We start from the raw sequence: 24,273 nt of genomic DNA on the forward strand, positions 1-24,273 counted from the left end.
CCTCGTCGGTCGGTCAACTAGTTAGCTTGCATATACATTAGTCCGGGCGCGGCGAAGGTGCTAACCGGGTCAGTCTGACTGTATGACGCCGTACCGTTCGGCGGCCGGGGTGAACAGTCGGGCCAGATCGGCGGCGACGTCGTGGTCGGCCTCCGGCGGCATCGACACATAGCTCATCGCCAGCCGGACGACGGCCCGCGCCAGAATGCCGGCGTCGTCCTCGCTGGCCTTGACCCAGCTGTGCATGAACGTCGACGTCAGCCGGTTTGAACAGTGCGTGATGATCGGCGCGCTGTCGGTGGTGATGATCTGCAACAGGTCGGGCTTGGCGACGCCGGTCAGCAGCGAGATCACCAGTGGGTCGGCCGCTGATTCGGCAAAAAACAATCGGAAGCCCTCCAGGAAGGCGGCGTAGATGTCGCCGACATTGTTATCGATAGCGGCGTGTATGACGTCGACCAACTGATCGGCCAGCCGCAGCGCGTAGCCCTGGGCTAGACCTTGCCGCGAGCCGAACTCGTTGTAGATGGTTTGGCGGCTGATGCCCGCGGCGCGTGCCACGTCGGCCAGCGTGATGGCCGACCAGTCGCGGCCCTGCAGCAGGTCCCGCATCGCGTCGAGCACTGAATCACGCAGCAGGGCCCGTGACGCCTCGGCGTACGGGACCCGCTTCACATGCGCGACACTAGCGCTCACAGCGACACTTGCCGTCACGAACGTGCGACTTCCACCATCTCGAAGTCTGCCTTCGCGGCGCCGCAGTCCGGGCAGCTCCAGTCGTCGGGAATGTCATCCCAGCGGGTGCCCGCCGCGATGCCGTCTTCCGGCCAACCCAGCGCCTCGTCGTACTCGAAGCCGCACTGGATGCAGCGAAACAGTTTGTAGTCGTTCATTTGGTGACCTCCATCTGTTCGAAATCGATCTTCTCGCGCACCCCGCAGTCGGGGCAGCCCCAGTCGTCGGGGATCTGCTGCCACGGCGTGCCAGCCGGAAACCCTTCCCGCGCAGCGCCTTTGGCTTCGTCGTAGACGTAGTCGCAGACCGGGCAGCGGTACGCGGCCATCACGCCACCGCCCCGTAGCGGACCAGGATCTTCTCGCGCAGCCGCGGTTGCAGGTTGGCCCGGGTGATGTCGCCGTCGTAGTGCTCGAGCACCCGGTGGTCCATCAGCCTGCGCCACAGCGGCGGGAAGTACGTCAGCCCGATCAAGGACGCGTACCCGCTGGGCAGATTGGGCGCGCCGTCCATGCTGCGCAGCGTTTGGTAACGCCGGGTCGGGTTGGCGTGGTGATCGCTGTGCCGCTGCAGGTGATACAGGAACAGGTTGGTGACGAGATGGTCGGAGTTCCAACTGTGTTCGGGGGTGCAGCGCTCGTAGCGGCCGTTGGCGTTCGTCTGCCGTAGCAGTCCGTAGTGCTCGAGGTAGTTCACCGACTCCAGCAGGGAAAAACCGTAGACCGCCTGGATGATCACGAACGGGATCAGCGCGGGGCCGAACACGGCGATCAGCACACCCCACAACACCACCGACATCAGCCAGGCGTTGAGCACGTCGTTGGACGGGTGCCATACGCTCTTGTTCTGTCGGCGCAGGCGCTGTGCTTCCAGTCGCCAGGCCGAGCGCAAGCTACCGAAGACGCTGCGCGGCAAGAACTCCCAGAACGTCTCACCGAACCGCGACGACGCCGGGTCCTCCGGCGTGGCCACCCGCACGTGGTGGCCGCGGTTGTGCTCGATGTAGAAGTGCCCGTAACCGGTTTGCGCAAGGGTGATCTTGGACAGCCAGCGCTCCAGCGAGTCCTTCTTGTGGCCCATCTCGTGGGCGGTGTTGATTCCGACGCCGCCGAGCGCGCCGACCGAGAGCGCCAGGCCGATCCTGGCCGGCCAGCTCAGTGACCCGTCATAGCCCAGCCAACTGAGATCCGACGCGGTGAACAGGTAGGCGCCGACCACGACGCTGAGGTACTGGAACGGGATGAACAGGTAGGTGCAGTAGCGGTAGTACTTGTCGTTCTCCAGCCACTCCATCACTTCCTCGGGCGGGTTTTGCCCGTCGGAGCCATACCGCAGGTCAAGCGCCGGCAGCAGGACATAGAGCAGGATCGGCCCGATCCAGAACAGCACCTGCGAGGCGCTCGTCCAGCCGAACTGGTTCATGGCCCAGACGATCGGCAGGATGGCCAGCAGCAGCGTCGGCACGATCAGGCCCATCAGCCACAGGTAGCGCTTCTTGTCCTGCCACACCATCGTGTCCGGGCTTAGGCCAGCGGTCATATCGGCAACCTCCTTGTGAATCACGGCACGGTGAGGTTGACAATATACGTCTTCGTGTCGTCTGTCTAGACACGAAGAGCTATTTTGTAAAACCTGCAGCTAGGGCGCGGTGAGATCCGGGCTCACCTCGGCGTCGACGTCGGGGCTTGCGGCTCGGCTGGCCAGCACCGAGTGCCGACGGCCGTAGCCGACGTAGATGGCGATGCCCACGGCCATCCACACGCCGAACCGGATCCAGGTCAGTCCGGTGAGGTTCAGCATCAGCCACAAGCACGCCACGACCGATGCGATCGGCAGTAGCGGCACCCACGGGACTCGGAAGCCGCGCGGCAGATCCGGGCGGGTCCGGCGCAGCACGATCACCCCGGCGGATACCAAGACGAACGCGAACAGCGTTCCGACGTTGACCATCTCCTCCAGCTTGCTCATCGGAAAGGCCGATGCCGCGAATGCCACCAGCAGCGCCACCACCACGGTGATCCGCACCGGCGTGCCGCGCGGGCCCGTCTTGGCCAGGGAGCGGGGCAACAACCCGTCGCGCGCCATAGCGAACAGCACCCGGCACTGCCCGAGCATCAACACCATCACCACCGTGGTCAGCCCGGCCAGCGCCCCGATCGAGATGATGCCGGACGCCCAATGCACCCCGTTGGCGGCGAACGCGGTGGCCAGGTTCGCATGCCGGCCGTCCGGCCGGTTCCGAAGCTCGGTGTAGGGGACCATGCCCGACAGCACGAGCGAGACCGCCACATACAACACAGTGACGATTGCCAACGTGGCCAGGATGCCGCGCGGCACGTCGCGTTGTGGGTGCTTGGTCTCCTCGGCCATGGTGGCCACGATGTCGAACCCGATGAACGCGAAGAACACAATCGACGCCCCCGCCAGCACCCCGTACCAGCCGTAGTGACTGGTGTGCGCCCCGGTGAACAGCGACAACACCGACTGCTCGACGCCGGTCCCGCCGTGCTCGGCTTCGGGTGGGGGGATGAACGGTGAGTAGTTGTCGCGCTTGATGTAGAAGGCGCCGACGACCACCACCAGCACCACCACCGCGACCTTGATTGCGGTGACTGCGGCGGAAAACTGCGACGACAGCTTGGTGCCCAATGCGAGCAAGGTGGCCACCACCGCGACGATGAGCAGCGCGCCCCAGTCGATGGTGAGCCAACCTAAAACGGCCTCGCTACCCGCCTGGAATCCGAGGACCATACCCAGATAGCTCGACCACCCGGTAGCCACCACGGCCGCACCGATCGCCAGTTCCAGGACGAGGTTCCAGCCGATGACCCAGGCCAGAAACTCCCCGAAGGTGGCATAGGAGAACGTGTAGGCGCTGCCGGCCACCGGCAGCGTCGAGGCGAATTCGGCGTAGCACACCGCCGCCAATCCACAAGTGGCGGCCGCGATCAGGAACGATATCCAAATGGCCGGGCCGGTGATGTTGCCCGCGGTCGAGGCGGTGACAGTGAAGATGCCGGCCCCGATGACCACCGACACCCCGAACACGACCAGGTGCCACCAGCTCAGGTCCTTGCGCAGCTGGGTGCCCGGCTCGTCGGTGTCGGCGATCGACTGCTCGACCGACTTGGTACGCCATCGACCGGCCATGCACGGCCACACTACCGAGTACTGTGCGGTGGATGCGCGCCGAAGCGCAAAACAGCAAGGCACATGCGGTCGTCATCGGGGCCAGCATCGCGGGCCTGTGCGCGGCGCGCGTCTTGTCGGATTTCTATGACCGGGTGACGTTGTTCGAACGCGACGAGCTTCCGGGCGAACCAGCGCACCGCGCGGCGATCCCGCAGGGTCGGCATGTTCATCTGCTGATGGCCCGCGGGGCATTGGAATTCGATGCGCTGTTCCCCGGTCTGCTCGATGACATGGTGGCCGCCGGTGTCCCGATGCTGGAAAACCGGCCCGACTGCATTTACTTCGGCGCCGCCGGCCACCTGCTCGGAATCGGCCAGACGCTGCGCGAAGAGTTCACCGCCTACGTGCCGAGTCGCCCGCATCTGGAATGGCAGATCCGGCGTCGCACCGCTGCCTTGCCCAATGTCGAAATCCAGCAGCGATCGGTGGCCCAACCGAGCTTCGACACCTCCACGCAGCGGGTGACCGGAGTGCTGCTGGATTCCGGTCATGATGCCGAACCCGAGGCGATCGCCGCCGATCTCGTCGTCGACACCGCCGGGCGCGGCACCAGGTTGCCGGTGTGGCTCGAGCAGTGGGGCTACCAACGGCCCCGCGAGGATGTCGTCGACGTGGGCATCGGCTATGCGTCTCACCAGTTTCGGCTCCCCGAGGGCGTGATCCGGGAACGAGTAATCGTTGCGGGCGCGTCCAGGAAACAGCCGCTCGGACTGGGGATGCTGGGCTACGAGGACGGCAGCTGGGTGCTCACTACCTTCGGTGTCGCCAAAGTTGAACCGCCACATACCTTTTCCGAGATGCTCGTGCTGGCCGAAAAGCTATTGCCCGCACGGTTCACCGCAGCGCTCGAGCAGGCCCAGCCCATCGGCGAGGTGGCCTTCCACCGTTTTCCCGCCAGCAGGTGGCGCCGCTACGACAAGCTGGACCGGTTCCCGGCGGGCATCGTGGCGCTTGGCGATGCAGTCGCGAGCTTCGACCCCACCTACGGGCAGGGTATGACGATGGCGTCGCTGCAGGCCGGTCATTTGCGCCGAGCGCTGGAAGCGGGGGGCGCCGACCCGGCCCGCGTGCTGAGCCGCGCCGCGGCCAAGGTCATCTACCCGGTGTGGATGATGAACACCATCGGCGATCTCAGCTTCCACCACGCGAGCGGATCGGCGTCGTGGTGGTACCGGCCAGTGGGCAATCTATTCGACCAGTTCCTCGGGGCGGCCGAGACGGATCCCGTTCTCGCCGAATGGTTTTTGCGCAGGTTTTCTCTGCTGGACAGTCTGTACATGATCCCGTCTCCCCAGCTGGTCGGTCGCGCCATCCGGCACAACTTGCGGCTGTGGTTCGGCGAGCGCCGCCAGCTCTGGCGCGAGCGTTACCGGGAAAGCGCACGTTCCAGGTCGGGCTCGAGGTAGATGACCCGGGCGGCGGGCACCGCCGCGCGGACGTTGGCCTCGGCCGCGTCGATGGCAGCCGCGACGGTCGCCAGCTCGATGCGCGGAGCCATCGCGATCTTGGCCGCCACCAGCATCTCGTCGGGGCCGAGGTACTGAGTGCGGATGTGGATCAGCCGGTCGACATGCTCGGTTGTTTCCAGCGCCGCCCGGATCGCGTCGGTTTCCGCGCGAGTCGCACTCTCCCCGATCAGCAGGCTGTGCATCTCCACCATCAGGATGCCTGCGATCACACCGAGCAGGACGCCGATACCGATGGTGGCCATGCCATCCCAGATCGGGTCACCGGTGGCGGCCGTCAAGCCGACGCCCAGCACGGCCAGCAGCAAACCGACCAGGGCGCCGGTATCTTCCAACAGCACGACCGGCAGCTCGGGGTTGCGGGAGCTGCGGATGAACCGCCACCAGCTGCCGGACCCTTTCAGGGGCCGCGATTCGGTCACTGCAGTGCGAAAACTGTAGGTTTCCAACGCGATTGCCACCAACAGGATCACCAGCGCGACGGCGGGCGAACTGAGCTCGGCGCGGTGGGTGATCTTGTGGTAGCCCTCGTAGAGTGCGAACACCGAGCCGAGGGTGAACAGCACCAGCGCCACGACGAATGACCAGAAGTAGCGGCTGCGGCCATAGCCGAAGGGGTGCAGAGCGTCGGCCGGTTTGCGTGCGACGCGCTGACCCAACAAAAGCAGCACCTGGTTGGAGGTGTCGGCCACCGAGTGCACAGACTCGGCGAGCATCGACGAGCTGCCGGTGAGCAGATAGCCGACGAACTTGGCGACGGCGATGCCCGCGTTGGCGGCCAGTGCGGCCAGGATCGCGCGAGTACTGCTTGATTCGCTCACAGACCGACGGTGGCCCGGAACAGCTTTGTCGGCTCGTGCGCAACGAGGCGGATCGGCCCGTCGTCCGCGGCCACCCAGGCGGCCGACCCCCGGCTGAGCGTCAGCTTCCCCGACTTTCCGTGCACGGTCGTGGAACCCTCGGTGCACAACAGGATCTGCGGGCCTTGACCGGAACCGTGGCGCGACGGCGCGTCGACTTCATGACCGACTTGCTCGTCGCCGAGTGTGAGCACCGACGCCGCGAATTCGTCTGCGGGAGTGTCGTAGACCAGGCTCAATCCGTCCCGATGCGTCGGCGGACGCAGGTGCGCCTCGGTGGTGGGGGTGAAATCCAGCACTCGGAGCAGTTCCGGCACGTCGACGTGTTTGGGGGTCAGGCCGCCTCGTAACACGTTGTCGGAGTTGGCCATTACTTCCAGTGCGGTGCCGCGCAGATAGGTGTGCAGGTTGCCGGCCGGCAGGAAGATCGCCTCGCCCGGACCGAGGGTGATGCGGTTGAGCAGCAACGCGGCCAGTACCCCGGCGTCGCCGGGATAGCGTTCGCCGAGTTCCAGCACGGTCTTGGCTTCTGCCGCGAATTGCGTTGCGCCGCCGCTGACATAGTGGATGGCACCGTCCAGCACGGCTGGTATCAGGACGTCGATGTCGGGCTGTGGCGCGGTGATCCAGGTGGTGAACAACGCGCGCAGGCCGTCGGCGTCGGACTGGTCGTTCAGCAGGTCGATGAACGGGTCCAGGTCGGACACCGCCAACGAGCGCAGCAGTTCGATGGTTTGGGCCACCGGACGAAATCCGGCCAGGGCCTCGAACTGTTGCAGCGCCACCAGCAGCTCGGGCTTGTGGCTGGTGTCGCGGTAGTTGCGGACCGGCGACGTGATCGGAATACCGAGGCGCTCCTCGCGCAGATAACCCTCGGCGGCCTGCTCGGCGCTCGGGTGGGCCTGCAGCGACAGAGGTTCGTCGGCCGCGAGCACTTTGACCAGAAACGGCAGCACGTCGCCGAACCGGGCGCGGGCGGCGGGGCCGAGTTGTCCCTCCGGGTCGGCGACCAGCGCGTCCAGCAACGAGGTCTCCCCGTCGGCGTTCTCCAGCCGGGCCGGATCACCCGGATGCGCGCCGAACCACAGCTCCGCCTCGGGGTGGGCGGCCGGGACGGGGCGTCCGGTGAATTCGGCGATAGCGGTCCGCGATCCCCATGCGTACGTCCGTATCGCTCCGCGTAGCAGATCCACTTGTCTATTTATCCCCGCACCAGTCGCAAATAAACCGCGGCCATCTCCAGCCGGACAGCCAATATTGCCAGCTGTTGCTCGCCCCGTTGTGCGCCGACCAGCCCGGCCGCGCCAGGCTCCACATCAGGCGCGTCGGGAACCTCGGCTGCGGTGATGACGTCGACGTCGTCGAGCCCGGCGACCCTTGACGCGACGACCGTGCGCTCGGCAGCCAACGTCAGGGCCAGCACCCGCAGCCGCTCTTCCAGCGGCCCGTCGATCTGCTCGTCGTGGAACAGGGCATCCGCGGCGTCGCCCGGCCCCGATGCCGCCGCGCTGCGCAGCGACACCAACGCGTCGGCCAGCCCGGTCGCTGCACTCACCTGGTGGGCGATCCGCAGCAGCACCGAACACCCGTGCCGGGCCAGTGCCAACGTCGCCGCAGAGTCGCCGGCCAGCACGACGCGGCGCCGCGACATGCGTTCGACCAGCGTCTTGGCCGGGTTGGTGAACACCTCACGGCTGGCGCTGTTGCGCAGGGCCTCCGCGTCGAGCTCGTCGGCCACCGCCGCGAGATCCATCCCGAGCTTGGGGTCGACGCTCTGCACCGCCGCCAGCCCGGCGGCCAGGTATCGGCACAACCCGAACTCGTCGGGCACCCGCATCCGGGGCGCGAGAACCGCCACCCGACCGGCCGTGCTGTCCCGCAGCGGACCCTCGTACGGCGCCGTGACAACGACGCGCGCGCCCCGCCGCACGCCCGTGCCGGCCGCCTCGACGAGCGCCGGATCGCCGGGGTCGTCGCCGGCCACGATCAGCACGTCGAGCGCCCCGATCCACGGCGGCGCTTCCGCGGCGACCACGATGGGCGCCGCGGCCGAGCCGCCCAGCGTGGCGGACAGCATGGCGCCTGCGGTCTCGGCGGTGCCGCGACCGGCCACCCAGATCACCGTGCGGGGACGGTCGTCGCCGCGCACCGAGTCCAACGCGCCTTCGTCCAGCGCGGCAGCGGTCGCGCGCACCTGCGCGCCCGCCGTCGACGCCGCCCGCAACAGCCCGTCGTGATCCGCTTCGAGCAGTCTCTCGGTGTCGTCGAGGTCGATGGTGGCCTGCGCCGGGCTCACGTCACGGCCTCCGGCTGACCCACGACGTGTTCGCTGACTTGTTGAACGACGGCGTCGACGTCCTCGGCACAGCGCGCCTCCACGTTGAGTCGCAGCAGCGGTTCGGTGTTGGAGCTGCGCAGGTTGAACCAGCAACCGTCGCCGAGGTCGACCGTCACCCCGTCGAGGTGGTCGATGGAGTGGATGCGGGTTCCGAAGGACTTCAGCACCGCCTCGGTGGCCGAGTCGGCGTCGACGGAGCCTTTCAGGGTGAAGTTGATCTCCCCGGAGGACTCGTAACGCTGGTAGTCGGCGGTCAGCTCGGACAACGGCCGGTCCTGCTCACCGAGCGCGGCCAGCACATACAGCGCTGCAAGCATGCCCGAGTCGGCGCCCCAGAAGTCGCGAAAGTAGTAGTGGGCCGAGTGCTCACCACCGAAAATCGCACCCGTGTCGGCCATCAGCGCCTTGATGTAGGAGTGTCCGACCCGGGAGCGCACCGGTGTGCCGCCGCGCTCGACCACCAACTCCGGCACCGCCCGGGACGTGATCAGGTTGTGAATCACGGTCGCCCCGATTTCCCGGTTGAGTTCACGGGCGGCGACCAGAGCGGTCACCGTCGACGGCGACACGGGCAGGCCGCGCTCGTCGACCACGAAACAGCGGTCGGCGTCCCCGTCGAACGCCAGCCCGATATCGGCATCGACGGCGCCGACGTATTTTTGCAGATCGGTGAGATTCGCCGGGTCCAGCGGGTTGGCCTCGTGGTTGGGGAACGAGCCGTCGAGTTCGAAGTACAACGGCAACAGGGTGATCGATTCGATGGCGCCGAGAACGGCGGGCGCAGTGTGGCCGGCCATCCCGTTGCCCGCATCGACGGCGACCCGCAGCGGACGCAGCCCGGTGGTGTCCACCAACGAGCGCAGGTGTCTTCCATAGTCGGCCAGCACATCCCGATCGGAAACCGTCCCCGCGGGCCCGTCGTAGTCCGGAACCCCGGCGATGAGCTCGTCGCGGATTGTCGTCAGGCCGGTGTCCGCGCCCACCGGTTTGGCTCCGGCCCGGCACAGCTTGATGCCGTTGTAGGCGGCCGGGTTGTGGCTCGCGGTGAACATCGCGCCGGGACAGTCCAACAGCCCGGAGGCGAAGTAGAGCTGATCGGTCGACGACAAACCGATCCGAACCACGTCCAGACCCTGGGCGGTGACGCCGCTCCCGAACGCGGCCGCCAGGCCCGGCGAACTGTCCCGCATGTCGTGGCCGATCACTACTCGCCGCGCGCCGCCGTCGTCGCGCATCAACCTCGCGAAGGCGGCGCCGACGTCGCGGGCGAACGATTCGTCGATCTCCTCACCGACCAGACCGCGAACGTCATAGGCCTTGATCACACGGTGAACAGCCGCTGCGGGCCGTGACATCAAGGGACTCCTAGACGACGGGGACTCTTGGCCGTCAGCCTAGCCGGGTGGCGGTACTAGTCGGTGGGGTCGGGCAACACCCGCAGATGGCCGCGCCGCCGCCCGCTGCCGGCGACCGGTGTACCCGTGTGCTGGCCGTTGGAACCGGCGTGGTGGCCGTTGGACTCGACGAACCCGTTGACCGGCGGCGGCCCGGGCTGCGGGTAGCTCGCGGTCGCGGCGATGGCGTCGCGGCCCTCGCGCACCGCGTCGGCCAGGGCGACCAGATCGTCCTCGTCGGGATTGGTGGGCAGCGGCCCGGAATGGCGGACGAGTTCCCACCCGCGCGGCGCGGTGATGCGGCTGGCGTGGCTGACACACAAGTCCCAGGAATGCGGCTCCCGCGCCGTGGCGAGCGGGCCGATTACCGCGGTGGAGTCCGAGTACACGAACGTCAGCGTCGCCACGGCGTAGTGCGGACACCCGGGCCGGCAACAGCGACGCGGAACGTTCACGATCGAGAGGCTATCGTGCGGAAACGTCCCCATAGCGCCGGACACGCGCATTCACCGGAGGCCCGATGTTCAACCGTTACCATCGCCGGGTGGGCGATTCGCGCAGCTCCCGGCGCGGCCACCGGTTGGTGCGTCGACGGGTCTCGCGCCGCGGCCGCGACATGCGCGGGCCGTTGCTGCCACCGACGGTGCCGGGATGGCGCAGCCGCGCCGAGCGATTCGACATGGCGGTGCTGGAGGCCTACGAGCCCATCGAGCGACGTTGGCAGGAGCGATTGTCCGGACTCGACGTGGCCGTCGATGAGATCCCCCGGATTTCGGCCAAGGATCCCGACAGTGTGCAGTGGCCGCCCGAGGTTGTCGCCGACGGCCCGATCGCGCTGGCCCGGTTGATCGGCGCCGGCGTCGACGTGCGCGGCAGCGCCACTCGGGCGCGAGTCGTGTTGTTCCGCAAGCCCATCGAGCGGCGCGCCAAGGACACGGTGGAACTCGCCGAATTGCTGCACGAGATTCTGGTGGCCCAGGTCGCCACCTATCTGGACGTCGAACCCTCGGTCATCGACCCCACGATCGACGACGATTAATTAGGTGTCGGTTAGATGATGCCGCGCTTGAGGCGGCGGCGTTCCCGCTCGGAAAGCCCGCCCCAGATGCCGAAGCGCTCGTCGTGTGCCAGTGCGTATTCCAGGCACTCGGTCCGCACCTCGCAGCCCAAGCAGATCTTCTTGGCCTCGCGGGTGGAGCCGCCCTTCTCGGGAAAGAAAGCCTCGGGGTCGGTTTGCGCGCACAGGGCGCGGTCCTGCCATTGGTCGGTGGTGGCCGGTGCGGGCTCGAACACTGCGGGCACTTCAGGCACGTCGGGCACCACACTCAAATGGGGCCGGGTGGTGGCCCCGGTCATCGGCGAGCCGGTAGTGGTGTGCGGTGCGCTTTCCATCAGGCCCCGAAGGTACTCATAGGACATGCTCCGCCTCCTCACCTGGTTTCGATTGATCGTGAATGACGCCACTGTTTTGATGTGCGGCCATCTCAATTCGAACAAATGATCGAATCTCGGTCTGCGACACCGAATCCGGCCGGCCAACCGGGAAATGACACTGATGTGATTACACACTCGTAAGGAGCCGCGGTCAAGCGATTCGCAAGAATTCCATATCATCTCGTGACCGTTTTTTGGCCGCACTGCGGCCGTTGAGACCTCGGCGTGTCGCGCCGCCCCCCGATCGCGCCCTCCGCCGGGCGTACTGTCGTGCGATGTGAAGGTCACGGTTCTGGTCGGCGGTGTCGGCGGCGCGCGCTTTCTCCTCGGTGTGCAGCAGCTGCTGGGTCTGGGCCAATTTGCGCCCGCGCATACACCCGTCGGCGACCACGAACTGACCGCGATCGTCAACATCGGCGACGATGCATGGATGCACGGCGTGCGCGTCTGCCCGGACCTGGACACCTGCATGTACACCCTGGGCGGCGGCGTCGACCCGGAGCGCGGCTGGGGGCATCGGGACGAAACCTGGCACGCCAAGGAGGAACTGGTTCGGTACGGCGTGCAGCCCGACTGGTTTCAGCTCGGCGACAAGGACCTGGCCACCCATCTGGTGCGCAGCCAGATGCTGCGTGCCGGTTACCCACTCTCGCAAGTCACCGCGGCACTGTGCGATCGCTGGAAGCCCGGGGCGAGGCTACTGCCCGCCAGCGACGACCGGTGCGAAACCCATGTCGTCATCACCGATCCCGTCGACGACAGCCAACGTGCGATCCACTTCCAAGAGTGGTGGGTGCGCCACCGCGCCCAGGTGCCGACACACAGTTTCGCGTTCATCGGAGCTGAGAACGCCACTGCCACGGCTGAAGTGGAACAAGCCATCTCCGACGCCGACATCATTCTGCTGGCGCCGTCGAACCCGGTGGTGAGTATCGGCGCCATCTTGGCCGTCCCGGGCATCCGCGCCGGATTGCGGTCGGCCAAGGCCCCCGTGGTCGGCTACTCGCCGATCATCGGTGGAAAACCGTTGCGCGGCATGGCAGATGCCTGCCTGCGCGTGATAGGCGTGGATTCCACCGCGGAGGCGGTGGGTCGGCATTACGGGGCGCGAACCGGCACCGGCATCCTGGACTGCTGGCTGATCCACGAGGGCGACCACGCCGAAATCGACGGGGTGGCCGTGTGCTCGATACCACTCGTGATGACCGATCCCGAAGCAACGGCCGCCATGGTGAGCGCCGGGCTGGACCTTGCGGGCGTGGCAGCGTGACCGAACACGGGACCGCGTCGACAATCGAAATCCTGCCCGTCACCGGGCTTCCCGAGTTTCGGCCCGGCGACGACCTCCCTGCCGCGATCGCCGCCGCCGCGCCGTGGCTGCGCGACGGCGACGTGGTGGTGGTCACGAGCAAGGTGGTGTCCAAATGCGAGGGCCGGCTGGTGAGCGCGCCCAACGACCCTGAAGCACGAGATACGCTGCGGCGCAAGCTGGTCGACGCCGAGGCTGTTCGCGTCCTGGCCCGCAAGGGCCGCACCCTGATCACCGAGAACCGCCTGGGCGTGGTTCAGGCCGCGTCCGGGGTGGACGGATCCAATGTCGGTGCGGCCGAATTGGCCTTGCTGCCTGTCGATCCCGATGCCAGCGCCGCGGCCCTGCGCGCCGGGTTGCACGATCGGCTGGGGGTGACGGTCGCCGTGCTGGTGACCGACACCATGGGCCGCGCTTGGCGCAACGGCCAGACCGACGCGGCCGTCGGCGCGGCCGGTCTGGCGGTGCTGCACGGCTATGCCGGCGCGCTCGACGCTCACGGTAACGAGTTGGTTGTCACCGAGGTCGCCGTCGCCGACGAGATCGCCGCGGCCGCGGATCTGGTCAAGGGCAAGCTGACTGGAGTCCCGGTCGCCGTTATCCGGGGCCTGTCGGTGTCCGACGATGGCTCGACGGCCCGACAGTTGGTACGGGCGGGAACCGAGGACTTGTTTTGGCTCGGAACCGCCGAAGCCGTGGAATTGGGCCGCCGCCAAGCGCAGTTGGTCCGTCGCTCGGTACGCCAATTCGCTGATGAGCCTGTGCCGCAGCACCTGATCGAGGCCGCGGTGGCAGAAGCGCTCACCGCGCCCGCTCCGCACCACACCCACCCGGTGCGCTTCGTCTGGCTGCAGACCCCGGCGCGGCGCGCCCGGCTGTTGGATCGCATGCGGGACAAGTGGCGCTCCGATCTGGCCGGCGACGGTAAGTCCGCCGATGCCATCGAGCGCCGGGTAGCGCGCGGCCAGATCCTCTATGACGCACCCGAAGTCGTGATCCCGATAATGGTGCCCGACGGCGCGCATAGTTATCCCGACGCCGCGCGCACCGACGCCGAGCACACCATGTTCACCGTCGCGGTTGGCGCCGCGGTCCAGGGCCTGCTGGTGGCGCTGGCAGTGCGTGGAGTGGGCAGCTGCTGGATCGGCTCGACGATCTTCGCCGCCGATCTGGTCCGCGACGAGCTGGGGATGCCTAACGATTGGGAACCGTTGGGCGCCATCGCCATTGGCTATCCGCAGGAACCGACCACGGAGCCGCGTCCACCGGCGCCGGTGAACGACATGCTGGTTCGCAAGTGACAGTTCGGCAGTCGGCCATTGCCCTGCTGTCCGGTTGGCAAGCACCGAACCCGGCGCAAGACTCGCTGCGTCATGCCGTGTTGACGTTTTTGCATGCCCGCGACGACGCTTGCCTTCGGGGGTGCGTGCCCGGCCACGTCACCGCCTCCACCCTGGTGTTCGACGACTCCGGTCGCCGCGTGCTGCTGACGCTGCACCCGCGGCTGGGCCGCTGGGTGCAGCTGGGCGGCCATTGCGAGGACGGCGACGACGACATCGTCGCCGCGGCGCTGCGCGAGGCGACCGAGGAATCCGGCGTGGCGGGCCTGCGTATCGCGCCCGACCTGGTCGCCCTGCACGTCCACCCGGTCACCTGCTCACTGGGTGTGCCCACCCGCCACCTCGACCTGCAGTTCGTCGCCCGGGCGCCGGCCGGGGCGCAGATCGCCGTCAGCGACGAGTCGGTCGACCTGCGTTGGTGGCCGGCCGACGCGTTGCCCGATGGCACCGACGACGCGCTGGCGTACCTGGTCGCCCAGGCGGCTCACACGTCGCTGGAGTAGCGGATCCCGCCGTCCGGAATGGAAACCCCGGGCCACACCCTCGCACCGCGCAACAACTCGCAGCGCGCACCGATGTCGGCGCCGTCGCCGATTACTCCGTCGCGGATCAGCGCCCGCGGGCCGATGCGAGCGCCGAACCCGATGATCGAGCGCTCGATGACACTGCCGGCCTCAACCTTGACGCCGTCGAAGATGACCGCGCCGTCCAACCGGGCGCCGGGCCCGATCTCGGCGCCGCGTCCGACCACTGTGCCACCGATGAGCACCGCACCGGGGGAGACCGCTGCGCCGTCGTGCACCAACTGTTCGCCGCGATGGCCGCGTAACGCCGGCGACGGAGCGATGCCCCGCACCAGGTCCGCCGATCCGCGGACGAAGTCCTCCGGCGTCCCCATGTCGCGCCAATAGCTGGCGTCGACGTAACCGCACACACTTACGCCCCCGTCGGAAAGCAGCGCAGGGAACACCTCGCGCTCGACCGACACTTCGCGACCGCGTGGGATGCGGTCGATGATCTCGCGGGAGAACACATAGCAGCCCGCATTGATCTGGTCGGTCGGCGGATCCTGCGTCTTCTCCAAAAACGCTGTGACTCGGCCATTTTCGGTGGGCACGCATCCGAATGCGCGCGGGTCGGAGACCCGCACCAAATGCAGGGTGAGGTCGGCCCGCTGCTCGCGGTGGTAGTCCAGCAGCTGCCCCAGATCGGCTCCGGAGAGCACGTCGCCGTTGAACACCATCACGGTGTCGTGCCGCAAATGGCCCGCGACATTGGCGATCCCGCCGCCGGTGCCCAGCGGGTGCTCCTCGGTGACGTATTCGATCTGCAGCCCGAGCTTGGAGCCGTCACCGAACTCGGCCTCGAACACCGCAGGCCGATACGAGGTGCCCAGGATCACGTGCTCGATGCCGGCCCCCGCGATCCGCGACAGCAGATGGGTCACAAACGGCAGCCCCGCGGTGGGCAGCATCGGCTTGGGCGCCGACAGCGTCAACGGCCGTAACCGGGTGCCTTTGCCGCCGACCAGGACGACGGCATCAACCTGGGGACGTGCCATTCTCACCGCCGTCCTTCAAGCATGTTGCGCCGCGATCTGCGCACCAACAGCCGCGCACGCAAGGCCAGCCCGGCCCGCATCGCCGTGCGCAGCGGGGCGCGCCACCATCCAGCATGCCGGTCGGCGAGGAATATGTAGGTGCTTCGGTGATGAGCCACCAAATGCTGCGCCTCGTCACGGCCGGTGGCGTGGCCCTTGTGATGCAGCACTTCCGCCGACGGCACATAGACGTTCAGCCAGCCGGCTTTGCCGAGCCGGTCACCCAGGTCGACGTCTTCCATGTACATGAAATAGCGCTCGTCGAAACCACCGACCTGATCGAAGGCCTTGCGCCGCACCAGAAGACAGGACCCCGACAGCCAACCCACCGGCCGTTCGCTGGGTTCCAGTCGCTCCTGGCGGTAGGCCGTCGACCACGGATTATTCTTCCACAGCGGTCCGACGACGGCGTGCATGCCGCCGCGGATCAGGCTCGGCAGGTGACGCGCCGACGGGTATACCGACCCGTCGGGATCGCGGATGAGCGGGCCCAGCGTGGCCGCGCGCGGCCAGCGCGCGGCAGCGTCGAGCAGAGCGTCGATGCTGCCCGGTCCCCACTGCACGTCCGGGTTGGCCACGATGACCCACTCCTCGGCAGCCCCCCTTTCTTCATCGAGGAGGGCCAACGCGCGGTTCACCGCGCTGCCGTAGCCGAGGTTGGCCCCGGTCGAGAACAACCGCACGCCCGGGTAGCGCTCGACCGCCTCCTGCGGCGTCCCGTCGGTCGAGCCGTTGTCGGCCATCAGCACGCTCACCGGCCGCTCGGTCGCAAGGGACAGCGACGCCAAGAACCGGTCCAGATGCGGGCCCGGGGAATAGGTCACCGTCACAACCGGCAGGACGTCACTCACGCGTAGAGGGTAACGGTCGTGCATTGAGCGCCGCGCTCAGCGCGTCTCGCCACGGCCGCAGCGGCGAAAGGCCGGCCTGTTCGGACTGTCGACTGGATAGCGCGGAATACGGCGGCCGGGGCGCCGGCCGCGGCCGCTGCTCGGTGCTCACCGGCCGCACCCGCGCCGGGTCGGCGCCGACGTCCTCGAACACCGCGCGGGCTTGCCCGAACCGGGAGACCGCGCCGGCGTTGGCGGCATGTACGACTCCTTTTGGCGCGTGCACTTGCCCATCGACCACCTGCAGCAGCGCGGGGACCAGATCGGCGACATACGTCGGCGAGCCGACCTGATCGTCGACCACCTCGACGATGCCGTCACCGGCGGCCAGCCTGCGCATGGTCGCGACGAAGTCGTTGCCGGTCCCGCCGGTGTACACCCACGCGGTGCGCACCACGACGGCCTCCGGCAAGGCCGCCAGGACAGCCCGCTCGCCGGACAGTTTCGTGCGCCCGTAGACACTCAGTGGCTCGGGCTCGTCGTCGAGCTCGTAGGGACGCGGCGCCGATCCACCGAAGTCGCCGCTGAACACGTAGTCGGTGGAGATGTGAACCAGCCGCGCGCCGGCGCGTGCGCATGCCTGCGCGATGTTTTCCGGGCCGGCGGCGTTGACCGCATGAGCGGTCGATTCGTCACCCTCGGCGCCGTCGACGTTGGTGTAGGCCGCGCAGTTGACCACCACGTCGCCGGGCTCGACGAACTTCTCGGCGGCCTTCGGGTCGGTGATGTCCCACTGCGACGAGGTCAGCGCGAACACATCGCGGCCCTGCCGGGTGGCCTCGGCTGCCAAAAAGCTGCCGACTTGGCCACCGGCACCGGTGATAACAACTCTGCTGGACATCCCCCGAGTCTGGCACGCCGACGCACGGGGCTACTCGGGATACCGCTGTGACACAAGTAGCCTGAAGTGATGCCTGCGCACCGTGTGGTTCGTGTGATTGCCACCGTAGCGGCCGTGGCGGTCGTTCTCGGCACCGGGGTGGCCTGGAACAACGTCCGCTCATTCGAGGACGGGATATTTCACATGTTCGCTCCGTCGCTCGGCCAGGGCGGCGACGACGGGGCCATCGACATCCTGCTGGTCGGCATGGACAGCCGCACCGACGCGCACGGAAATCCGCTGAGCGCCAAGGAATTGGCAACACTGCGCGCAGGCGACGACGTGGCCACCAACACCGACACGATCATCCTGGTGCGTATCCCCAACAACGGGAAGTCGGCGACCGCGATCTCGATCCCACGGGACTCCTACGTGGCGGCGCCGGGGCTGGGCAAGACGAAAATCAACGGCGTCTACGGCCAGGTCAAAGAAGAGAAGCGGGCCAGCCTGGTCGAGTCCGGTGTTGACCCGGCGCAGGCCGAGGCGCAGGGCACAGAGGCCGGCCGCGAGGCCCTGATCAAGACGGTCGCCGACCTCACTGGTGTCACCGTCGACCATTACGCCGAGATCGGACTGTTGGGCTTCGCACTCATCACCGATGCCCTCGGTGGCGTCGACGTATGCCTCAAAGAGCCTGTGTACGAGCCCCTTTCGGGCGCCGACTTTCCGGCCGGCTGGCAGAAGCTCAACGGCCCGCAGGCACTGAGCTTTGTCCGCCAGCGCCACGACCTGCCGCGGGGTGACCTGGACCGGGTGGTGCGCCAGCAGGCGGTGATGGCCGCGTTGGCTCACCAGGTGATCTCCGGCAAGACGCTGTCGAGCCCGGCGACGATGACCCGGCTGCAGCAGGCCATCCAGCGCTCGGTGGTGCTGTCGTCGGGCTGGGACGTCATGGATTTCGTCACGCAGCTGCAGAAGCTCGCCGCCGGTCACGTCGCCTTCGCCACCATCCCCGTGCTCGACGAGGCCGGCTGGAGCGACGACGGCATGCATAGTGTGGTGCGGGTGGATCCCCACCAGGTTCAAGAGTGGGTCGAAGGCCTGCTGCACGATCAGGCCCAGGGCAAGACCGAGGAGCTGGCCTACACGCCGGCCAAGACCACCGCCAACGTGTTCAACGACACCGACATCAACGGGCTGGCCGCCGCGGTGTCAGAAGTGTTGACCGCCAAAGGGTTTACCGCCGGCACCGTCGGCAACAATGACGGCGGCCATGTGTCGGGCAGCCAGGTGCAAGCCGCCAAACCGGACGACTTGGGCGCGCAGGCCGTCGCCAAGGACCTCGGCGGGCTGCCCGTCATCGCCAACCCGAAGGTGCCCCCGGGGTCGGTTCGGGTGGTGCTGGCCAACGACTACACCGGCCCCGGATCGGGGCTGGCCGACAGCCCCACCACGAAGGCCGCGGGCTCGTCGAGCCAAGGCTCGGACGACGGCACCGCTCCCCCGCCCTCGCCGATCCTGACCGCCGGCTCCGATCACCCCGAGTGTGTCAACTGAGGTGACCACGCTCAGCGAAGCGATTCTCGACCCGATGCTGCGCGCCGATCCGGTCGGACCCCGGATCACCTACTACGACGACGCCACCGGCGAGCGCATCGAGCTTTCCGCCGTCACCCTGGCCAACTGGGCGGCCAAGACCGGCAACCTATTACGCGACGAGCTGGGCGCCGGGCCGGCCAACCGGGTGGCGGTGTTGCTGCCGGCTCATTGGCAGACGGCGGCGGTGTTGTTCGGCGTGTGGTGGATCGGCGCCGAGGTGATCCTCGACGGCACTTCGGCCGATGTCGCGTTGTGTACAGCCGACCGGCTCGATGAGGCGGACGCCGCGGTCGGGACAGGTGAAGTGGCGGTGCTGTCGCTGGACCCGTTCGGACGTCCAGCGCCCGACGTGCCGGTCGGGGTCACCGACTATGCGACTGCGGTGCGAGTACACGGCGACCAGATCGTCGCCGAACGCCATCCCGGCCCGGCGCTGGCCGGACGATCGGTCGACGAGGTGCTTGCCGCCTGTCAACACTCGGCACAGGAGAAAGGATTGACGGCCACCGATCGGGTGTTATCGACGGCGTCTTGGGATCAGCCCGACGAGCTGATCGCGGGCCTGTTGGCCGTGCTCGCGGTCGGCGCCTCGCTGGTGCAGGTCGCAAATGCCGATCCGGCCGCACTGCCCCGGCGGATGGAGACCGAGAAGGTCACCCGCGTCCTCGAGTAAGTTCCCGGCCCGCCTCGTTGACTGTGCGTCCTGGGCGGGAATTCCGCCGGAATCCCGCCACCACCGCACGCTCGAAGCCGCCAGCGCACACTCGAAGCGGACGGCGAAGACGATCCATATTGATATCGCAATATTTCGATGTTAACGTCGGGTGCGAATCAGCTTGATAGGAGGAGCGCAGCGATGTTGGTGCACGGGCTATTGGGGAAGGCGGCGGGGACGGTGGTCACCGGCCTGGTCGGGGTGAGCGCCTACGAATTGCTGCGAAAGGCCGTGGGCACACCACAGGCTCACAACGCCGCGGTGACCGCCACGGAGTGGGGCCTGCGCGGTACTCGGCGCGCCGAGGAAGCAGCGGAGTCGGCCCGGCTCAAGTTCGCCGACGTGGTGGCGGAGGCCCGCGAGCGCATCGGCGAGGAGGCCGCGCCTCCGGCGATTGGCGACCACGATCAGCACCAGCACTGATTCGCCCGCGATGACGGCTGCAATCTGCCCCGACTTGGTGGTCGTTTCCGACGCGGCGGGACGGATGCGGGTGCAGGTGCCCTGGGTCCGCTCGAACTCCCGACGCGCGGTCGCCGTGGAGGAGGCGGTGGACCGGCAGAACGGGGTGCGCACTGTCCACGCCTATCCGCATACCGGTTCTGTGGTCGTGTGGTATTCGCCGAGGCGTTGCGATCGCTCGGCGGTATTGGCGGCGATCACTTCGGCCGAACATGTTGCCGCAGAGCTGATCCCGGCGCGCACACCGCGTTCGTCCGACGTCCGCAACGCCGAGGTGTTGCGTATGGTGATCGGCGGCGCGGCGCTGGCACTGCTGGGCGTGCGCCGCTATGTCTTCAACCGACCGCCACTGCTCGGCCCGACCGGCCAGCTGGTTGCGACCGGCGCGACGGTGTTCATGGGCTATCCGTTCCTTCGCGGCGCACTGCGATCGCTGCGCTCCGGACGTGCCGGCACCGATGCGCTGGTGACCGCGGCGACGGTGGCCAGTCTGGTGTTGCGGGAGAACGTGGTCGCGCTGACCGTGCTGTGGCTGCTCAATATCGGTGAGTACCTTCAGGATCTGACGTTGCGGCGGACCCGACGGGCCATCTCGGATCTGTTGCGCGGCAGGGCGGACACGGCGTGGATTCGTCTCGGTGACGGTAACGAGGTACAGGTGCCGATCGACACCGTGGAGATCGGCGACGACGTGGTGGTCCACGACCACGTGGCCATCCCGGTCGACGGCGAGGTCGTTGACGGCGATGCCATCGTCGACCAGTCGGCGATAACCGGCGAGACCCTACCGGTCAGCATGGTCACCGGGTCGGTGGTGCACGCCGGGTCGGTGGTGCTGCGTGGACGCCTGGTGGTGCGGGCACGCGCCGTCGGCAATGACACGGCGATCGGGCGCATCATCACGCGCGTCGAAGAGGCCCAACACGATCGGGCGCCGATTCAAACCGTCGGCGAGAACTTCTCCCGTCGCTTCGTTCCAATCTCGTTCGTCGTCTCCGCGATCACCCTGGCGATCACCGGCGATGTGCGGCGGGCGATGACCATGCTCCTGATCGCCTGCCCCTGCGCAGTCGGACTGTCGACGCCGACCGCGATCAGCGCAGCGATCGGCAACGGGGCGCGCCGGGGCATCCTGATCAAGGGCGGCTCGCACTTGGAGCAGGCCGGCCGGGTCGACGCGATCGTCTTCGACAAGACCGGCACACTCACCGCGGGTCGTCCGGTGGTAACGAATATAATTGCCCTACATAAGGATTGGCAGCCCGAGCAGGTGCTCGCCTATGCGGCCAGCTCGGAGTTGCACTCTCGCCACCCGCTGGCCGAGGCGGTGATCCGGTCCACCGAGGAACGTCGCATCATCATCCCGCCGCACGAGGAATGCGAGGTGCTGGTCGGCCTTGGCATGCGCACGTGGGCCGACGGGCGGACCCTGCTGCTGGGCAGCCCGTCGCTGCTGCGCTCCGAAAACGTCAAGGTGTCGAAGAAGGCCGCCGACTGGGTCGACAAACTGCGACGCCAGGCGGAAACCCCCCTGCTGCTCGCGGTCGACGGCACACTGGTCGGCCTGATCAGCCTGCGCGACGAAGTACGGCCAGAAGCTACCGCCGTCTTGAAGAAGCTGCGCGGCAACGGAATCCGCCGGATCATCATGCTCACCGGCGATCATCCGGAGATCGCGAAGGTGGTCGCCGCCGAGCTCGGCATCGACGAATGGCGCGCCGAGGTACTGCCCGAGGACAAGCTCGAGGTGGTGCGCGCGCTGCAGGACGAGGGCCACGTCGTCGGGATGGTCGGCGACGGCATCAACGACGCTCCGGCGCTGGCTGCCGCCGACATCGGGATCGCCATGGGACTGGCCGGCACGGACGTCGCGGTCGAGACCGCCGACGTCGCGTTGGCCAACGACGACCTGCAGCGGCTGCTCGACGTGGGCGACCTGGGCGCCCGGGCGGTCGACGTCATCCGCGAGAACTACGGCATGTCGATCGCGGTCAACGCCGCCGGGCTCTTGATCGGGGCGGGCGGCGCACTCTCACCGGTGCTGGCGGCCATCCTGCACAACGCGTCATCGGTGGCAGTGGTGGCCAACAGCTCCCGGCTGATCCGCTACCGCTTGAACTAGTGGCGATCGGCCCGGCGCGCCGCTTCCAGTGAGGGGAATACCGTGACGAGCTGATCCATGCCGGTCGCCTGTAGCGGGCGAAGCACAGCCCGCCCGGCGGCCACCACCGCGAAATCCAGACCGCGGGCCAGGCAACGCCCCTGCGCGCGGACCAGCGCCATCACACCGGCAGCGGCGAGGAACGTGATGGCGGTCGCGTCGACCACTACCCGGGCTTGGCCCCCGGCGCAGGCGTGCTGCAGCGCCCGCTCCAGCAGCTCAACGTTGGATATGTCCAGCTCGCCCCGTACATGCAGGACGATCATGTCGTCGAGTTCTTCTCGGTGTACAGCGAATGGGGTCGTCGCGCACTCCTCGGTTCGTCGGTGACAAGGGAGACCGACGCCGGGGCACCGCGGTCAAGACACGCTGAATCAGCCGCAAAGCATGAACTCGGGGATCGCTCCACCGGACGTCGCAATGGCTGCTGGTCCAACCGCGCCCCCAACCGTATCACCGCATGCCAAACCTGCTGCCGGCGTAGCGTGAGGCGAATGGATGAGCAGCTGCGGTCGTTGTCGCGGGAGCTGGCCGAGGTAGGCAGGCTCGTTGACGACGATGACGTGACCAGTGTGGTCGACCGGCTGGTGAAACGTGCCGTGCGCACAATCCCGGCGTGCGAACACGCCACGGTGACCGTGGAGCTGGCGCCAGACAAGCTGGAGACGGTGGCCGGCGCTGAGATTGCCGAGGTCGCCCATTACCCCGATGAGCCCCGCCCGTGGCACGGTCCGATTTTCGAGGCGGTGCGCTACCGCGAGCCGCGCCGAGTCGAGGACGCCCAAACTGAGCAGCGGTGGGCCGGATTCGGGGAGCGGATGCGCCGCGCCGGCTTTCGCAGTTGTCTGGCGCTGCCGCTACCCGCGACGCGTCGACCGGCCGTGGGGTGCACGCTGTTCTCGAGCCGTCCCAATCAGTTCACCGAGCATGTCATGGACTTGGTGCTGCTGTTCGCGTTGCACGCGGGCACCACGTTCGACAACGCCGCACTGTATGACCATTCACGACAACTGGTCGAGCACCTGCACGCCGCGCTGGTTACGCGCGACCTGATCGGCGCGGCCAAGGGCGTGCTGATGCGGCAGTTTTCGTGTGACGGCGACGCCGCATTCGATCTGTTACGACGGGCGTCCCAGCAGCAGAACGTCAAGCTTCGACATGTGGCAGCCGAGTTGGTCGAGGCTCAACAACAGGGCCAGCTTGAAGTGCTGCTCAACAAATGGTTCGCCGTCGACGAGGATCACCCGAACATAGCGGCGGCGGGCTCATAGGGTCAGCAACCGCAGTACCGGCCGCGCCATGACTTGACGCCTTGCCAGACGGCCGCGGCGGCGATGCCCAGCCCGATCATGGGATCGAGCCACCATCCGCCGGACCAGACGGCGTTGACCGCAAGACCGATCAGGACGGCTGCGGCCTGCGCACCGCACAGGTAGTTCTGGGTGCCTTCGCCCGCGGTGGCCGCCGAACCCAGACGCTCGGCGAGGATGTGCTTGGCCCGACCGAGGGTTGGCATCAGCGCCAAGGCGAAGGCCGTCAGCACGATACCGATCACCGAGGTGTCGGCGTGGTGTTCGCCAAGCAGGTGATGCACGGATTCGGCAGCGATATAAGGGGCTGTGAGCCAAAACGACAAGGCCACACCACGTTGGGCGCGCCGTTCGGCCGTCTCGGACAGCAGTCGCGAGCCGGAGAACCGCCACGCCACCATCGCACTGGCCAGTGCCTCGGGCAGGCTGCCCAACGCCCAACCCGTCAGCGCGATGGATCCGACCGAAAGACCCTGCCACAGCCCCACCACACCCTCTGCGAGCATCGCGGTAATGCTGACCCAGGCCAGCCGCCGCGCCCACCTGGCACTGCGCCGCCAGCTTCCGTCCCTGGTCAGGGACGGGCAGGCATGGTCAAGTAATTCGGCCGACGTGCCGATCGGCTGGGTGCTGGCCATCAGGCGATGT

At 67.7% G+C, this 24,273-nt stretch carries 25 protein-coding genes and 1 pseudogene; 10 read left to right on the plus strand and 16 right to left on the minus strand.

What is annotated here, in order from left to right:
• Positions 1-69: 69 nt before the first annotated feature.
• The 5 genes from alkX to AWC06_RS07650 form a co-directional block, all read right to left on the minus strand.
• Positions 70-696 (minus strand): TetR family transcriptional regulator AlkX, encoded by a 627-nt coding sequence (gene alkX / locus AWC06_RS07630; RefSeq protein WP_211281923.1) that lies wholly within the window; start codon positions 694-696, stop codon positions 70-72.
• Between the two features lie 14 nt (positions 697-710).
• Positions 711-893 carry a rubredoxin RubB gene (rubB, locus tag AWC06_RS07635; RefSeq protein ID WP_085195984.1) on the minus strand — a complete coding sequence of 61 codons (183 nt, stop codon included), beginning with the start codon at positions 891-893 and terminating at the stop codon, positions 711-713.
• Positions 890-1,063, minus strand: coding sequence for a rubredoxin (locus AWC06_RS07640; protein WP_085195986.1), 174 nt, complete (start codon positions 1,061-1,063; stop codon positions 890-892). The genes rubB and AWC06_RS07640 overlap by 4 nt, the downstream gene beginning before the upstream one ends.
• A complete protein-coding gene (locus tag AWC06_RS07645; protein ID WP_085196071.1) occupies positions 1,063-2,274 on the minus strand; it encodes an alkane 1-monooxygenase in 1,212 nt (403 codons plus the stop codon). Before AWC06_RS07645 ends, AWC06_RS07640 begins: the two co-directional genes overlap by 1 nt.
• Before the next feature lie 99 nt (positions 2,275-2,373).
• Positions 2,374-3,885 carry an amino acid permease gene (locus AWC06_RS07650; RefSeq protein ID WP_085196073.1) on the minus strand — a complete coding sequence of 504 codons (1,512 nt, stop codon included), beginning with the start codon at positions 3,883-3,885 and terminating at the stop codon, positions 2,374-2,376.
• Positions 3,886-3,917: 32 nt separating this feature from the next.
• Here AWC06_RS07650 and AWC06_RS07655 point away from each other — a divergent pair, with 32 nt between their 5' ends.
• A complete protein-coding gene (locus AWC06_RS07655) occupies positions 3,918-5,333 on the plus strand; it encodes an FAD-dependent oxidoreductase (protein ID WP_085196075.1) in 1,416 nt (471 codons plus the stop codon).
• On the opposite strand, the gene AWC06_RS07660 is transcribed toward AWC06_RS07655, so the two are convergent.
• Genes AWC06_RS07660 through AWC06_RS07680 form a run of 5 tightly spaced genes read right to left on the minus strand, consistent with a single transcriptional unit; the run spans position 5,294 to position 10,440 of the window.
• On the minus strand, positions 5,294-6,214 hold the full coding sequence (locus tag AWC06_RS07660) for a cation diffusion facilitator family transporter (protein WP_085195988.1): 921 nt from the start codon (positions 6,212-6,214) through the stop codon (positions 5,294-5,296). The genes AWC06_RS07655 and AWC06_RS07660 overlap by 40 nt on opposite strands.
• Entirely contained in the window at positions 6,211-7,446 is a 1,236-nt protein-coding gene (gene manA, locus AWC06_RS07665) for a mannose-6-phosphate isomerase, class I (protein ID WP_085195990.1), read from the minus strand. The genes AWC06_RS07660 and manA overlap by 4 nt, the downstream gene beginning before the upstream one ends.
• Before the next feature lie 8 nt (positions 7,447-7,454).
• Positions 7,455-8,549, minus strand: a complete 1,095-nt coding sequence (locus tag AWC06_RS07670) for a TobH protein (RefSeq protein ID WP_085195992.1) — start codon at positions 8,547-8,549, stop codon at positions 7,455-7,457.
• On the minus strand, positions 8,546-9,946 hold the full coding sequence (locus AWC06_RS07675; RefSeq protein ID WP_085195994.1) for a phosphomannomutase/phosphoglucomutase: 1,401 nt from the start codon (positions 9,944-9,946) through the stop codon (positions 8,546-8,548). Before AWC06_RS07675 ends, AWC06_RS07670 begins: the two co-directional genes overlap by 4 nt.
• 56 nt (positions 9,947-10,002) lie before the next feature.
• On the minus strand, positions 10,003-10,440 hold the full coding sequence (locus AWC06_RS07680; protein WP_211281924.1) for a DUF3499 domain-containing protein: 438 nt from the start codon (positions 10,438-10,440) through the stop codon (positions 10,003-10,005).
• A 161-nt stretch (positions 10,441-10,601) separates the two neighbouring features.
• Between AWC06_RS07680 and AWC06_RS07685 the strand changes: the two genes are divergently transcribed.
• Positions 10,602-11,024, plus strand: coding sequence for a metallopeptidase family protein (locus AWC06_RS07685; RefSeq protein WP_085196077.1), 423 nt, complete (start codon positions 10,602-10,604; stop codon positions 11,022-11,024).
• An 11-nt stretch (positions 11,025-11,035) separates the two neighbouring features.
• Here AWC06_RS07685 and AWC06_RS07690 read toward each other — a convergent pair whose 3' ends face one another.
• A complete protein-coding gene (locus AWC06_RS07690) occupies positions 11,036-11,404 on the minus strand; it encodes a WhiB family transcriptional regulator (protein ID WP_139819948.1) in 369 nt (122 codons plus the stop codon).
• A 292-nt stretch (positions 11,405-11,696) separates the two neighbouring features.
• On the opposite strand from AWC06_RS07690, the gene cofD reads away from it, so the two are divergent.
• The 3 genes from cofD to AWC06_RS07705 are packed head-to-tail and all read left to right on the plus strand — an operon-like array spanning position 11,697 to position 14,571.
• A complete protein-coding gene (gene cofD, locus AWC06_RS07695; protein WP_085195998.1) occupies positions 11,697-12,689 on the plus strand; it encodes a 2-phospho-L-lactate transferase in 993 nt (330 codons plus the stop codon).
• Positions 12,686-14,029 carry a coenzyme F420-0:L-glutamate ligase gene (locus AWC06_RS07700; RefSeq protein ID WP_085196000.1) on the plus strand — a complete coding sequence of 448 codons (1,344 nt, stop codon included), beginning with the start codon at positions 12,686-12,688 and terminating at the stop codon, positions 14,027-14,029. Before cofD ends, AWC06_RS07700 begins: the two co-directional genes overlap by 4 nt.
• Positions 14,026-14,571 carry an NUDIX hydrolase gene (locus AWC06_RS07705; RefSeq protein WP_085196002.1) on the plus strand — a complete coding sequence of 182 codons (546 nt, stop codon included), beginning with the start codon at positions 14,026-14,028 and terminating at the stop codon, positions 14,569-14,571. Before AWC06_RS07700 ends, AWC06_RS07705 begins: the two co-directional genes overlap by 4 nt.
• On the opposite strand, the gene manB is transcribed toward AWC06_RS07705, so the two are convergent.
• Genes manB through rfbD form a run of 3 tightly spaced genes read right to left on the minus strand, consistent with a single transcriptional unit; the run spans position 14,553 to position 17,399 of the window.
• Complete coding sequence (manB, locus tag AWC06_RS07710; RefSeq protein ID WP_085196004.1) at positions 14,553-15,629, minus strand: mannose-1-phosphate guanylyltransferase; 1,077 nt, start codon at positions 15,627-15,629, stop codon at positions 14,553-14,555. The genes AWC06_RS07705 and manB overlap by 19 nt on opposite strands.
• A 2-nt stretch (positions 15,630-15,631) precedes the next feature.
• The gene (locus AWC06_RS07715; RefSeq protein ID WP_139819949.1) at positions 15,632-16,543 is read right to left on the minus strand and encodes a glycosyltransferase family 2 protein; all 912 of its coding nucleotides are present in this window, start codon (positions 16,541-16,543) and stop codon (positions 15,632-15,634) included.
• The gene (gene rfbD / locus AWC06_RS07720; RefSeq protein WP_085196008.1) at positions 16,512-17,399 is read right to left on the minus strand and encodes a dTDP-4-dehydrorhamnose reductase; all 888 of its coding nucleotides are present in this window, start codon (positions 17,397-17,399) and stop codon (positions 16,512-16,514) included. The genes AWC06_RS07715 and rfbD overlap by 32 nt, the downstream gene beginning before the upstream one ends.
• 69 nt (positions 17,400-17,468) lie before the next feature.
• Between rfbD and AWC06_RS07725 the strand changes: the two genes are divergently transcribed.
• The 4 genes from AWC06_RS07725 to ctpC all read left to right on the plus strand — a co-directional run bounded on the left by AWC06_RS07725 (position 17,469) and on the right by ctpC (position 22,276).
• Positions 17,469-18,935 (plus strand): LCP family protein, encoded by a 1,467-nt coding sequence (locus AWC06_RS07725; RefSeq protein WP_085196010.1) that lies wholly within the window; start codon positions 17,469-17,471, stop codon positions 18,933-18,935.
• A 34-nt stretch (positions 18,936-18,969) separates the two neighbouring features.
• Positions 18,970-19,650, plus strand: coding sequence for a TIGR03089 family protein (locus AWC06_RS07730; protein WP_085196081.1), 681 nt, complete (start codon positions 18,970-18,972; stop codon positions 19,648-19,650).
• Between the two features lie 183 nt (positions 19,651-19,833).
• Positions 19,834-20,115: a DUF1490 family protein gene (locus AWC06_RS07735; protein ID WP_085196012.1), complete on the plus strand. Its 282-nt coding sequence runs from the start codon at positions 19,834-19,836 to the stop codon at positions 20,113-20,115.
• A gap of 10 nt (positions 20,116-20,125) precedes the next feature.
• Positions 20,126-22,276, plus strand: coding sequence for a manganese-exporting P-type ATPase CtpC (ctpC, locus tag AWC06_RS07740; protein ID WP_085196013.1), 2,151 nt, complete (start codon positions 20,126-20,128; stop codon positions 22,274-22,276).
• Here ctpC and AWC06_RS07745 read toward each other — a convergent pair.
• A pseudogene (locus AWC06_RS07745) lies at positions 22,273-22,596 on the minus strand (STAS domain-containing protein); the annotation flags it as partial. The gene ctpC and the pseudogene AWC06_RS07745 overlap by 4 nt on opposite strands.
• Positions 22,597-22,809: 213 nt before the next feature.
• Between AWC06_RS07745 and AWC06_RS07750 the strand changes: the two are divergent.
• Positions 22,810-23,586 (plus strand): GAF and ANTAR domain-containing protein, encoded by a 777-nt coding sequence (locus tag AWC06_RS07750; protein WP_085196017.1) that lies wholly within the window; start codon positions 22,810-22,812, stop codon positions 23,584-23,586.
• Positions 23,587-23,588: 2 nt separating this feature from the next.
• On the opposite strand, the gene AWC06_RS07755 is transcribed toward AWC06_RS07750, so the two are convergent.
• Positions 23,589-24,263: a cation diffusion facilitator family transporter gene (locus AWC06_RS07755; protein WP_139819950.1), complete on the minus strand. Its 675-nt coding sequence runs from the start codon at positions 24,261-24,263 to the stop codon at positions 23,589-23,591.
• Between the last annotated feature and the right edge of the window lie 10 nt (positions 24,264-24,273).

It is taken from the genome of Mycobacterium fragae (genome assembly GCF_002102185.1).
Taxonomy (GTDB): Bacteria; Actinomycetota; Actinomycetes; order Mycobacteriales; family Mycobacteriaceae; genus Mycobacterium; species Mycobacterium fragae.

Coding starts and splice junctions, on each gene's coding strand:
- AWC06_RS07755 (WP_139819950.1), bottom strand. CDS start 24,263: ATGGCCAGCACCCAGCCGATCGGCACGTCGGCCGAATTACTTGACCAT.
- AWC06_RS07685 (WP_085196077.1), top strand. CDS start 10,602: ATGCGCGGGCCGTTGCTGCCACCGACGGTGCCGGGATGGCGCAGCCGC.
- AWC06_RS07645 (WP_085196071.1), bottom strand. CDS start 2,274: ATGACCGCTGGCCTAAGCCCGGACACGATGGTGTGGCAGGACAAGAAG.
- rfbD (WP_085196008.1), bottom strand. CDS start 17,399: ATGTCCAGCAGAGTTGTTATCACCGGTGCCGGTGGCCAAGTCGGCAGC.
- AWC06_RS07655 (WP_085196075.1), top strand. CDS start 3,918: ATGCGCGCCGAAGCGCAAAACAGCAAGGCACATGCGGTCGTCATCGGG.
- AWC06_RS07725 (WP_085196010.1), top strand. CDS start 17,469: ATGCCTGCGCACCGTGTGGTTCGTGTGATTGCCACCGTAGCGGCCGTG.
- AWC06_RS07735 (WP_085196012.1), top strand. CDS start 19,834: ATGTTGGTGCACGGGCTATTGGGGAAGGCGGCGGGGACGGTGGTCACC.
- AWC06_RS07640 (WP_085195986.1), bottom strand. CDS start 1,063: ATGGCCGCGTACCGCTGCCCGGTCTGCGACTACGTCTACGACGAAGCC.
- ctpC (WP_085196013.1), top strand. CDS start 20,126: ATGACGGCTGCAATCTGCCCCGACTTGGTGGTCGTTTCCGACGCGGCG.
- AWC06_RS07730 (WP_085196081.1), top strand. CDS start 18,970: ATGCTGCGCGCCGATCCGGTCGGACCCCGGATCACCTACTACGACGAC.
- AWC06_RS07650 (WP_085196073.1), bottom strand. CDS start 3,885: ATGGCCGGTCGATGGCGTACCAAGTCGGTCGAGCAGTCGATCGCCGAC.
- AWC06_RS07675 (WP_085195994.1), bottom strand. CDS start 9,946: ATGTCACGGCCCGCAGCGGCTGTTCACCGTGTGATCAAGGCCTATGAC.
- AWC06_RS07690 (WP_139819948.1), bottom strand. CDS start 11,404: ATGTCCTATGAGTACCTTCGGGGCCTGATGGAAAGCGCACCGCACACC.
- manB (WP_085196004.1), bottom strand. CDS start 15,629: ATGGCACGTCCCCAGGTTGATGCCGTCGTCCTGGTCGGCGGCAAAGGC.
- rubB (WP_085195984.1), bottom strand. CDS start 893: ATGAACGACTACAAACTGTTTCGCTGCATCCAGTGCGGCTTCGAGTAC.
- AWC06_RS07750 (WP_085196017.1), top strand. CDS start 22,810: ATGGATGAGCAGCTGCGGTCGTTGTCGCGGGAGCTGGCCGAGGTAGGC.
- AWC06_RS07715 (WP_139819949.1), bottom strand. CDS start 16,543: ATGCACGACCGTTACCCTCTACGCGTGAGTGACGTCCTGCCGGTTGTG.